6 protein-coding genes and 1 rRNA gene are annotated in these 11039 nt (G+C 42.1%); 4 read left to right on the top strand and 3 right to left on the bottom strand.

Annotated elements, in window-relative coordinates:
- A 5S ribosomal RNA gene (gene rrf, locus B9T38_RS16340) occupies positions 1–90 on the top strand; the annotation flags it as partial.
- A 310-nt stretch (positions 91–400) separates the two neighbouring features.
- On the opposite strand, the gene B9T38_RS16335 is transcribed toward rrf, so the two are convergent.
- Positions 401–1093 carry a TIGR04219 family outer membrane beta-barrel protein gene (locus B9T38_RS16335; protein WP_086197764.1) on the bottom strand — a complete coding sequence of 231 codons (693 nt, stop codon included), beginning with the start codon at positions 1091–1093 and terminating at the stop codon, positions 401–403.
- 615 nt (positions 1094–1708) lie between these two features.
- Here B9T38_RS16335 and B9T38_RS16330 point away from each other — a divergent pair.
- Positions 1709–3187: a sodium-dependent transporter gene (locus tag B9T38_RS16330; protein WP_086197762.1), complete on the top strand. Its 1479-nt coding sequence runs from the start codon at positions 1709–1711 to the stop codon at positions 3185–3187.
- A gap of 10 nt (positions 3188–3197) precedes the next feature.
- On the top strand, positions 3198–3341 hold the full coding sequence (locus B9T38_RS16325) for a methionine/alanine import family NSS transporter small subunit (protein WP_086197760.1): 144 nt from the start codon (positions 3198–3200) through the stop codon (positions 3339–3341).
- Between the two features lie 221 nt (positions 3342–3562).
- Here B9T38_RS16325 and rsmB read toward each other — a convergent pair whose 3' ends face one another.
- Positions 3563–4870 carry a 16S rRNA (cytosine(967)-C(5))-methyltransferase RsmB gene (rsmB, locus tag B9T38_RS16315; RefSeq protein WP_086197757.1) on the bottom strand — a complete coding sequence of 436 codons (1308 nt, stop codon included), beginning with the start codon at positions 4868–4870 and terminating at the stop codon, positions 3563–3565.
- Complete coding sequence (gene fmt, locus B9T38_RS16310) at positions 4870–5829, bottom strand: methionyl-tRNA formyltransferase (RefSeq protein ID WP_086197756.1); 960 nt, start codon at positions 5827–5829, stop codon at positions 4870–4872. Before fmt ends, rsmB begins: the two co-directional genes overlap by 1 nt.
- A 365-nt stretch (positions 5830–6194) precedes the next feature.
- Here fmt and B9T38_RS16305 point away from each other — a divergent pair.
- Positions 6195–11039, top strand: a 4845-nt coding sequence (locus B9T38_RS16305) for an ESPR-type extended signal peptide-containing protein (protein WP_086197755.1), incomplete at its 3' end; no start/stop codon positions are given.

Genomic DNA, 11039 nt, shown 5'->3' with positions numbered 1-11039 from the left:
CACCTGATCCCTTCCCGAACTCAGAAGTGAAACCTCTTAGCGCTGATGGTAGTGTGGGATTACCCATGTGAGAGTAAGTCATCGCCAGCTCATTATTCTTAAAAAGCCCCTGCATAAAGCAGGGGCTTTTTTTTTGCCTAGAATTAACGAAATTTAAAAGCCAAGAATAAAAACCGCTATATACCTAGATATAAAAAAGCCCCGACAGGATGTCGAGGCCTTTTCGTATGGGTTAAACATATCACTCCTGATCTACCTCCGCATCCTGCTGTTTTGTACTTTTATTCTTGTTGTTTTAGAAACATCCTGTTTCGGTATGGGTTAAATATAGTTTGAACGCTGCCGCATGCCTAGCCTTCATTTTCTGCAGTCCATGTACGCGAAAGCATACAGTAGTGCTTTAAAAATATGCTTCTATGCCCAGATAAGGGCCTTTAAATTTGAGTTTGGTTTCTGCATTTGAACTTTCTTCCAGCTGAATGTCTAAAATGCGATACCCAACTCTGGCACCTACGTCAACCAAGAGGTTATCGATGAAGTTATATTTGAGTTCTGCTTGAGCATCGCTAATTTGTTCATCATTCAGTGCAGCAAAACTGGCTTCAGCTCGAGCACTTAAGCCGGTAAAGGGCAGGTTTACCCCGGCCTGGGCATAAAGCATCGGTAGCGTACTACTGACATCTAATGTGTCGGTATAGTTTTGCAGAATATCTCCGCTTAGACGTTTGGCCCCAAAGCCGACATCGGCATCGACAATATTGTCCAGTACTTCATAATATAGAATGAAATCTGTATAAGTGAGGTCGACCTGATGGCTTTTTACACCTTCAAAACTTTGATCGCTGTCAGCCTGTAAATGACTATGCTTAATTTTTGCATTGGGTAAAAATGGCACCGGATGTTCTACTGCAACCGAGAATGACAGCGCATGATCATCTTCAAGTTGTGCTTGGGGAAAGGACGATGCCGGTTGGGTTAAGTCGGTGCTGTAGTGCCAGTAATCAATATTGCCTTTAACCGCAATAACATCGGCTTGGGTGGAGCTGAATGCGCCCAGTCCTAGGGCTAAGCAAAGAATTTTGAATGATTGCATAAGAATCCTGAAGTGAGGTGAACTGTTATTTTTGGAAAATCTTTTTGTGACTTAAATGCAGCGGAAGCAAACTTAACTCAGCGCATCATATAGTGAATGATAAAAAATTGCATTGTTGTTGTTTCTCAAAATTACAGGAAATTTATCTCTCATCTTTAGTAAACGAGTTGAAAAAGCCATGCGGCATTTAATTTTTAAATCGTTATTCCACCACCATAAATAAGTAGATTGAAGCATCTTAAGATAACTTCAGGTTTTTATATGTAATTTATGTATTCCCAAAAGTTTATTATTCAATAATAAAGAGAGATTAAAAATAAGCCGATTAAATGAGCATTCAAACTCAACAGATTATAAAAATGAAATGTTTGGTAAATAAATTACAGAAAATTTTTATAAAAGTGAGTATTGTTAAGTTCATATAAAGGATGGGTATTGATCAACATTTTTAAGCAAAATTTGATCCTTACTGATCTGTTTGCAATTTAGAATACTGCACCCAAAAGGTGACCTCTAAATCAGACACAAGAATTATTTTTGAATGGTACTTTTTTTGCTTGCGATATAAACCCGATAACAAGCAGCAACTGAAGATACCGAAGGTTTAGGTGTTGTATGACAGATTCTCGTGAAAATTGGACCTCACGATCCGGCTTTATTATTGCCGCTATCGGATCGGCGGTCGGTTTAGGTAATATTTGGCGCTTTCCATACGTTGCCTATGAAAATGGCGGTGGTGCGTTTCTTATCCCTTATTTGATTGCTTTAATTACTGCGGGTTTACCGCTGTTATTTCTGGACTATGCAGTCGGACATCGTAGCAGTGGCTCGCCTCCGAAAGCATACCGTAAATTATTCCGGGGAGGCGAAACCCTGGGATGGTGGCAAGTCAGTGTCTGTATCATTATTGGCTTGTATTATGCCAGTGTTTTAACCTGGGCAGGCAGTTACGTTTATTTCTCGATTGGTCAAATGTGGGGCAGCGACCCGGAAGGGTTCTTCTTTAAAACCTATTTGCAGACTTCAGAGGCAACCGGTTTTGACCCGCGTTTTGTCAGTCATATTTTTTGGCCATTGGCTGGAATTTGGGTACTGACCTTAATCATTTTATATGGTGGGGTGAAAAAAGGCGTTGAGCTTTCCAACAAGATTTTCATGCCATTACTGTTTGTTTTATTTACCCTGTTAGTGATTCAATCCCTGCGTTTGCCGGGTGCAGTGGAAGGCTTGAATGCCTTCTTTACCCCAAACTGGGCAGCCATGATGGACTATAAAGTCTGGCTGGCGGCGTATGGCCATACCTTCTTCTCTCTATCTGTCGGTTTCGGGATCATGGTGACCTACGCTTCTTATCTGAAGCCGAAAACCAATTTAACCGGTTCAGGTTTAATTGTGGGCTTTGCCAATGCTTCAACTGAAATTTTAGCAGGTATTGGGATTTTCTCAGCGCTGGGCTTTATGGCGTATAGCTCAAACAGCAATGTACAGGATGTGGTGAGTGGCGGTATCGGGCTGGCCTTTATTGCTTTCCCTAAAATCATTTCCAGCCTGGGTGCTGGTGCGGATTTATTTGGTATCCTGTTTTTTACCTCATTGTTTGTTGCTGGTATTTCATCGATGGTCAGTATTTTGGAAGTTCCAATTTCTGCCATGATGGACAAGCTGAAATGGGGCCGTAAGAAAGCTGTTACTATTGTTGGTGGCGGTAGTGCTTTGGTTTCTATCGTTTTATTCTCCAGTGTCAATTCGATTAAACTGGTGGATATCATTGACCATTTCATCAATAACATCGGTATTATTGGTGGTGCATTAATTTCAATTATCAGCATTGCCTGGTTTAAGCGTTCAGCTTTGCTTGAGATCCGGAATCACGTTAATGCCATTTCAACCGTGCATTTAGGCAAAGGCTGGGATTTTACCCTAACGGTCATTACCTCGTTGATTTTATTGATTACATTGGCCATGACCATTTATAACTTGTTATTAAAAGGCTATGGTGACTATAGTATCAGTATGCAGTGGCTGTTTGGCTGGGGCTGTGTGATTTTCTGTGCTGTGGTGGCGTTTGTTTTAGCCAGAATGAAAGATCGCTAGGAGAATAAACATGAATACTTCAGCAATTGTCATGATGATTATCTCGATGCTGTTTTTATGGGGCGGATTGGTGTTATCTATTCTACACTTGATGAAACATCCGGAAGAACTGGATGAGGTGCTGGAAGAAGTGAAAGACCAGCATACGCTTTAAATCCGTAAATACTTCAGTTCATACTGTTGCAAAAGAAAGCCATTATCATTGATGATAATGGCTTTTTGTTTCTTGAATACTTGTGTCTTGAATGGAGCATGCTGTTGCCCAACCTTGTGCTACCGCAAGTCTGGGTCGCATTTGCACCGATCTTTCTGGCAGGAGAGGGCATCCTAATAAAAAAGGAGGGTTTTTGCTCCCTCCTTTTTTAAGTATATGGCTTAAGCTATTTTCTGGATACGGCAATAGAAGAAGCCATCGCCCCGGCCGACTTGTGGCAGCAATTGGCGACCATGGATTTGTTCAATGCCCCAGTCGGCTTCAATTTTGATTTCTTTAGCATCTGGATGGTTGGCGAAGAACTCGATCATTTGCTGTTCATTTTCTGCTTTTAAAATCGAGCAGGTGATGTAAAGCAAGGTGCCACCGACTTTTAGTTGCTGCCACATGTTGTCCAAAATCTGTTTTTGCAGTTGGACTGTTTTGGCAATATCAGTTGATTGACGCAGTAAACGGATGTCTGGATGACGGCGCATCACCCCAATCGCTGAACACGGTGCATCTAAAACAATGCAATCAGCTGGTTCAGGTGCTGTCCAGGTTACGGCATCTGCGCTGACAATTTCGACATGTTTGCCATCGAGAACCAAACGTTCCAGGTTTTCAGAAACACGTTTTAAGCGTTTTTCATCTTGGTCGAGGGCAATCAGTTTTTTCGGCTGATATTTCTCTAAAATGTGCGCAGTTTTACCGCCTGGTGCCGCGCAGGCATCAATCACGATTTTGCCATTCAAGTTTGGCAATAAAGTAGCGCACAGCTGGGCATGTTCATCCTGTACCGAGAAACCGCCAGCTTCAAAGCCCGGCAAACTTGGAATGTGCAGGCTTTCGTCCATGACAATGCCGACTTCAGAAATTTCGCAGCTATGTGCATCGATGCCTTCATCTTCAAGAATGTCGAGATATTCGTCACGGCTGACCTGACGGGTGTTAACGCGTAAAGTCAGTGGTGCAACCTGTTTCAGCTCATAGCTGAGTTCAGCAAATTGATCGCCCCAGTCTTTTTTCAGACGTTTAGACAACCAGCTTGGTAAATTCGTCGCTTGTTCAAGCACGTCATAGAACTGCTCAGATTCACGGGTGGCACGACGTAAAATCGCATTGACCACGCCACTTAAGCTTTCCATTCCCAATTGTTTGGTCGCTTCAACGGTTTCTGAAATGGCCGCATGGGCAGCCACGCGGGTGCACAGCAATTGGTATAAACCAAGGTACAAACAAGTTTCAACCACTTGATTGTCCAGTGGTTTAGAGAGTAATGGTAAAGTCAGTTGTTTCAATGCATGCCATTGACGTAAACAACCCAGTACCAATTCATGGAACAAAGCACGGTCTTTGTCTGACACTATGTTCATTTGCTGCGCCAGCACAGATTGCAGCGATTGACCATTTTGGACAGCCAATAACGTCTTCACCACCTGAGCACGTAAATTAAGGTTTTTGGCTGAGGCGTTGGGAGATTGCTTCATTATAAAATTTGTCCAATAGTCAGTTTTTGGGTTTGTAAAATTTGTACAGGGTTAAGCGGTTTAGCGCCCGGCCATTGTAAAGCAGTCAGTGTGATGACCGTGTTATTTGCACAGGCAACATGAACGCCATCTTTATCAATGGCAATGATTTCACCCGGTTGAGCATTTTCCGCAGTAGCATGAGATAACTTGGAATTCCACACCCGCAAGTTGTTTTTCTCGTCGAGTACGATAAATGCCACTGGCCACGGATTGAAGGCACGAATATTGCGGTCAATCTGTACGGCATCTATAGACCAGTCAATTTCCGCTTCGGCTTTGGAAAGCTTGTGAGCATACACAGTCAATGTTTCGTCTTGCACTTCACGGGTCGCCAGGTAGTGTTGCAGTTTTTCTTCCGATGCTAAAACAGCTGTAATGGCGCTTGCACCTTGTCCAGCCAGTTTGTCATGTAAAGTTGCAGAAGTGTCGCTTGCTTCAATCGGACAAATGGTTTTAAACATCATGTCGCCGGTGTCCAGACCCGCTGCCATTTTCATGATGGTCACGCCAGTTTCAGTATCGCCTGTGGCAATGGCACGCTGAATCGGCGCTGCACCACGCCAGCGTGGCAACAGTGAACCATGGATGTTCAGGCAGCCATATTTAGGCGTATCTAAGACGATTTGCGGCAGAATCAAGCCATAAGCGGCCACCACCATCACGTCGGCATTTAAAGCGGCCAGTTCTGCCTGTGCGGCCAAGCCTTCTTCAGTCGAAGATTTAAAGTGAAGCGGCTGGTAGACCGGAATATTATTGGCTAAAGCCAGCTGCTTTACAGCAGAAGCCGTGAGTTTTTGTCCTCGTCCAGCTTTGCGGTCCGGTTGAGTATAGACCGCAACAATGTCATGTTCGGTTTTAAGCAGTGCAGCCAATGCAGTGGCGGCAAATTCTGGTGTACCCGCAAAGATGATTTTCACTACTGCACCTAAAACGAAAAAAGAATAATTATAGCAAATATTCAATAGGAGATTTAGATTGAAAAAAGGAGTGAAAAACTATGTGATTTTTCATCTTAAAAGTATATTTTGTATACATTTACTAACATATAAAAAGTTTAATTAATAATAAATAAAATATAAAAACACGTTATTAAGATAAATTTAATAAATATAAAAAAAATATATACTTAAATATATCTTTAATTTAAAAGTGTGACGAATGTATCAAAATAAATAGAGACAAAAATATACAAATAGTAGACAATGAAAATTATTGTTGAATTTTGATTATTTATTAATCTTTTTTATAGTGAAAAATCTTTAATTTTTTGGCTAGGTGTGAAATGAATAAAGTCTATAAAGTAATTTGGAATGCAACTTTAAGAGTATGGGTTGCTGTCTCAGAGCTTGCTAAAAGTAAAACAAAAACCAAAACGGTAAAAGCTGCCGCAGGTGTGATTATGGCTATCGCATCAGGTACAGTAATGCCAGCTTATGCTGATGTTTTAGCGGGAAATAATATTACAATTACACCTAGTGGCACGGATTTTGTAGTTGCAACAACGGATGACGTAAGTCTGAACAAAGTTACGGTAGGCAGTGTTGAATTAGATAAAACCACAAGTACAGTTAAAGTCGGGACAAATACGACTTTAAGTACTGCAGGTTTAAACACAGACGGTTCAGTTAATGCAAGTACATTAACTACAACAGGCTCAGCAACGATTGGAAATGGTTTGACTGTAGCAAATGGTACGACGGCTCTTAAAAACACCAATATTACGGGTACTTTAACAACTACAGGAAATACAACTGTAGGCGGTACTTTGAGCGTAACAGGTACAACGGCACTCTCTAATGTTACAACAACAGGCTCAGCAACGATTGGAAATGGTTTAACAGTTGCGGCTGGCACTACTGCATTACAAAATACAACTGTAGGTGGTATTTTGAGCGTAACAGGTGCAACGGCACTCTCCAATGTTACAACAACAGGCTCAGCAACGATTGGAAATGGTTTGACTGTAGCAAATGGTACGACGGCTCTTAAAAACACCAATATTACGGGTGCTTTAATAACTACAGGAAATACAACTGTAGGCGGTACTTTGAATGTTACTGGATTAGCAACATTCAATAATGGTGCGAATCTCAATAGTAAAAAAATTACTGGATTAGCGGCTGGAAATATCAGTAATGCGAGCAGTACTGATGCAGTTAATGGTGGACAGCTTTATACCGTCAATAAAAATATTGCGGATGCTCTAGGAACACAATTAGATGCAAATGGAACCTTAGAAAATCCAACCTATACGGTGAGTGATGGTAAAGGCGGTACACAAGCTTTTAATAATGTAAGGCAAGCTATTGAATATATTACAGGGGTTGATACCACTGGAACTGGAATAGGAGGAGTCGGGGTTGGTATTAAATATTTCCATACCAACTCTGCTGCAGCTGATTCACAGTCAAAAGGTCTAGAATCGGTTGCCATAGGGCCTCAAGCAATTGCAAATGGTACAAGTTCAATTGCTATGGGCGACCAAGCGCGCGCAGAACAAGAAAATGCAGTTGCAATTGGTAAACAATCCGCAGCAATTGGTTTAAATAGTACAGCAATTGGTTCAACCACAGGGACACCGCGCCAGCCTGTTTATACAAGAGATGCAAATAATAAAATTACTGCAATAGATGGCATGTCTGTAACTACGACAGGTGCGGGTACGAATTTAACAGATATTACTGAAATTAATGGGGTGCCGGTTACAAATGCTCAAGTTACTAGCTTCGTGGTGTTGTTAAGCAGCGGTGCGAATCTTTCTCTTGGAAAGAATAGTATAGCTTTGGGTACTTCTAATTTGGCAACAGGTGAATCTAGTGTTGCTCTTGGTGATTCATCTAAAGCTGTTGCAAAGGATGCGATTGCAATAGGTCGAAATGGTAATACTTCAGGAGAGCAGGCAATTTCCATTGGTGCTGGAGCTCAAGCAGCTGCAAGCGGCGCACTGGCTGCCGGCGGAGCATCTAATGCGGGCCGTGATGGTGCTGTTGCATTGGGTCAAGGTGCTTTTGCAAATACAACAGCTGGTATTTCAATTGGTCAGAATGCGGGAGTGGGTACATCACAAGGTACAACGAATGACCGTACAGACCACATTGCCATTGGACGTGATAGTGGGAAAAATGTTATTGGCAATCGAAATATTGCTTTAGGTGTTGGCGCTGGTTCCAACCTGTCAGCGAGCGGTAATGACAGCTCAGATGACAATATTGCGATTGGGGTAAATGCAGGAAGCAATTTAAATGGTGATGATAATATTGCTATTGGCCGGGATGCGAATAAAAATATAACCGCAGTTGCTGAATCTGTAGCGATTGGTTCACGTGTGGATGCAACAACAGGTTCGACCGTGCTGGGTAATGAGGCCAAAGCTTCTGGCGGTGATTATGCAACTGTTCTGGGCTATAAAGCAAAAGTGACAGGCGATTCTGGAACGGCATTGGGGCGTGACTCGGAAGCTAGTACCAATAATATTGCTCTAGGGGCATCCAGTATAGCAAATGGAACATCAACTGCCGAGGCTTATTTGACAGCTGATACAAAAATGGGCGGCTATAATATAGTTTCTGTTGGTCAAGCTGGACAAGAGCGCCGTATTACGAATGTTGCGGCTGGAGCAAATAGTACAGATGCAGTTAATGTCAGCCAATTGCAAGCAGTGCAAAAAAATGTTGCAGGTATTATTGGAGGCACTACAAGTGTTGATTCGACAGGAGCATTTACGGGCTACATTATTGAATTGACAGATACAACAGGCCAGACTCATCAATATAAAGATGTTTCGAGTGCAATTAATGCAGTGTCATCTGGTGCAATTAGTGTTTTACCTGGCAATGCTGCCATGTATACTGCTGATGGCCGTATTTCAAATGTTGCTGCAGGAACACAAGCTACAGATGCTGTGAATTTGGCACAGCTTAATCAAGCTATTGCAGATAATGGACAACATCATGTCTCCATTAATAGTAAAAATCCAGCGAATAAAAATAATATGGGAGCAACTGCTGACGAGTCGCTAGCAATTGGTGCTGGCGTCACAACAAGTAATGCAGGTGTAAAAAGTGTTGTTATAGGTTTTGATGCTGCAACTAATGCGAAAGAAAGTGTTGCAATTGGTAATACCAGCACACAAGCAAATGGTGATGCATCTATTGCGATTGGTAAGACTGCTTTAGCAAAAAGTACAAACAATATTGCAATGGGTACCAATGCCAGCAGTAATGGTATGGAAAGTATTGCAATAGGTACCAATATTCAAATTGATAAAACCACTGGCACTTCTGACTATGCAGTGGGTATTGGCAGTTATTCAGAAGTACAGAATGCTGATCAGGCCATTGCAATTGGACGTAAAGCAATTGTACAGGGCGATAATGGAACAGCAATTGGCCATGAGTCACTAGCAGCAAAAGAAAATGCGAGTGCATTGGGTAATTTTGCTAAAGCAACTGCAGTAAGTGCTAATGCTATTGGTAACTATGCAACAGCAAGTGGAACAAGCGCCAATGCAATTGGTGATAATGCAAAAGCGACTGCTGGTAATGCCAATGCGATGGGTAAAAGTGCAGAAGCAACAAGCACAAGCAGTAATGCGATTGGTGATAGTGCAAAAGCTGCAGCTGATAATGCCAGCGCAATTGGTACCAATGCGCAAGCAACAGGAGTTAATGCGAATGCTATTGGTAAGGGCGCAAAAGCATCTGAACAAGATGCAAGTGCAATTGGTACAGGCGCTCAAGCATTAAGACAGGATACGCTTGCGTTAGGTACAAGTGCCGTTGCAAGTGGCCTCAATGCGTCTGCTATAGGTAAAAGTGCAGATGCAGCAGGTTTAAATGCGAATGCATTTGGTAATGGGGCTAAAGCTGGTGCTGAAAGTTCGAATGCTATAGGTACAGGTGCTAATGTATCTGCAACCAATGGTTTTGCTTTAGGTACTGGTGCAACAGTTACACATACAAATGCAGTTGCCTTGGGTAGTGGATCGATTTCTGGTAATGCAACACCAACAGCAAGTGCAATTGTTAACGGTAAAACCTATAATTATGCAGGCATAAATCCAACATCAACTGTGAGTGTGGGCAGTTTAGGTAATGAACGTCAAATCATTAATGTCGCTGCAGGTCGAGTATCTGGTTCAAGTACTGATGCAATTAATGGTAGCCAGTTATTCCAAACCAATGAAGAATTAGCCAACCTAGCGAATAAAACAGCACAAGCATTAGGTGGTGGGGCATTAGCCAATCAAGCTACTGGAGCAATTAGTGCGCCAAGTTATACCGTTACAACTAACCCGGCAGGAACAGGTACAAAAACTACGGTTAGTAATGTAGGTGCAGCCTTAACTGCATTAGATACCGCAGTGAATCAACCATTAGACTTTGCTGGTGATACAGGGGTTCAAGTATCCCGTAAACTTGGTGAAACGCTAAATGTGAAAGGCGGTGCAACAGGTACACTCGCTGCCACCGGGAATATAGGTGTGGTTGCCAATGGAACAAATCAGCTAGATATTCGTCTTGCTGAAACAATAAATCTTGGTAGCAATGGTAGTGTGACAACAGGCTCTGCGAGCATAAAAAATAATGAAGTTAAAGTCGGTACAAATACTTTAACGGATACTGGATTAAAAGCCGGTAATGTGAAGGTAAATACTTCGACAAATGATGTTACTGGGTTAAGCAATACAACGTGGAATCCTGCAGGCACTTACAATAGTGGTCGAGCAGCGACCGAGGAACAGTTGCTTTCTGCACAAAATCAGCTAAATACAACTTTAACTGATAAAGGTTTCAGTATCTCAGCCCAAAGTGCTAATTCAGATAAAGTTAAGCTAGGTGAAACAGTTGATTTCCGCAATACAGATGGAAATTTAGTTGCTACCCGCAGTGCGGATAATACTATTAACTATGATTTAGCCAAAAATATTAGTGTTGACAAAGTGACTCTTGGCAACATTATTATCGACAAAGCGATAGGGATCAATGCAGGCAATCAGAAGATCACCAATGTTAAAGCTGGGGATGTCAATTCAACATCGACAGATGCAGTGAATGGCAGTCAGCTATATACAGCGCAAAATAGTGTGAAGAATGTATTGGGGAGCAGCACACAGATTGATGCAACC

Origin of the sequence: Acinetobacter sp. ANC 4218 (assembly GCF_002135245.1) — a bacterium.
GTDB lineage: Bacteria > Pseudomonadota > Gammaproteobacteria > Pseudomonadales > Moraxellaceae > Acinetobacter.
This window is presented reverse-complemented; position numbering and strand designations above follow the sequence as displayed.

Bases quoted from the DNA above. Each gene is read 5' to 3' on its own strand.
- B9T38_RS16335 (WP_086197764.1), bottom strand. From the start codon at position 1,093: ATGCAATCATTCAAAATTCTTTGCTTAGCCCTAGGACTGGGCGCATTC.
- B9T38_RS16330 (WP_086197762.1), top strand. From the start codon at position 1,709: ATGACAGATTCTCGTGAAAATTGGACCTCACGATCCGGCTTTATTATT.
- B9T38_RS16325 (WP_086197760.1), top strand. From the start codon at position 3,198: ATGAATACTTCAGCAATTGTCATGATGATTATCTCGATGCTGTTTTTA.
- rsmB (WP_086197757.1), bottom strand. From the start codon at position 4,870: ATGAAGCAATCTCCCAACGCCTCAGCCAAAAACCTTAATTTACGTGCT.